At 48.8% G+C, this 373-nt stretch carries 1 protein-coding gene; it reads right to left on the bottom strand.

What is annotated here, in order from left to right; translation table 11 throughout:
• Positions 1-373, bottom strand: a 373-nt coding sequence (locus CD035_RS14060; protein WP_219728651.1) for a hypothetical protein, incomplete at both ends; no start/stop codon positions are given.

Genomic DNA, 373 nt, shown 5'->3' with positions numbered 1-373 from the left:
TATCTGCGTCTGAGTCAGAATCTGCATCTGAGTCTGAATCTGCATCTGAGTCTGAATCTGCATCTGAGTCTGCATCTGAGTCTGAGTCTGCATCTGAATCACTGTCTGCATCTGAATCGCTGTCCGCATCTGAGTCAGAATCTGCGTCTGAATCGCTATCCGCATCTGAATCGCTATCCGCATCTGAATCGCTGTCCGCATCTGAGTCAGAATCTGCATCTGAGTCACTGTCTGCGTCTGAATCAGAGTCTGCATCTGAGTCAGAATCTGCGTCTGAATCACTGTCCGCATCTGAGTCAGAATCTGCATCTGAATCTGAGTCTGCGTCTGAGTCAGAGTCTGCGTCTGAATCGCTATCCGCATCTGAATCACT

This window comes from Mammaliicoccus sciuri (assembly GCF_002901825.1).
Lineage (GTDB): Bacteria > Bacillota > Bacilli > Staphylococcales > Staphylococcaceae > Mammaliicoccus > Mammaliicoccus sciuri.
Note: the sequence above shows the minus strand (reverse complement) of the source record. Positions and strands in the feature narration are given on the sequence as shown.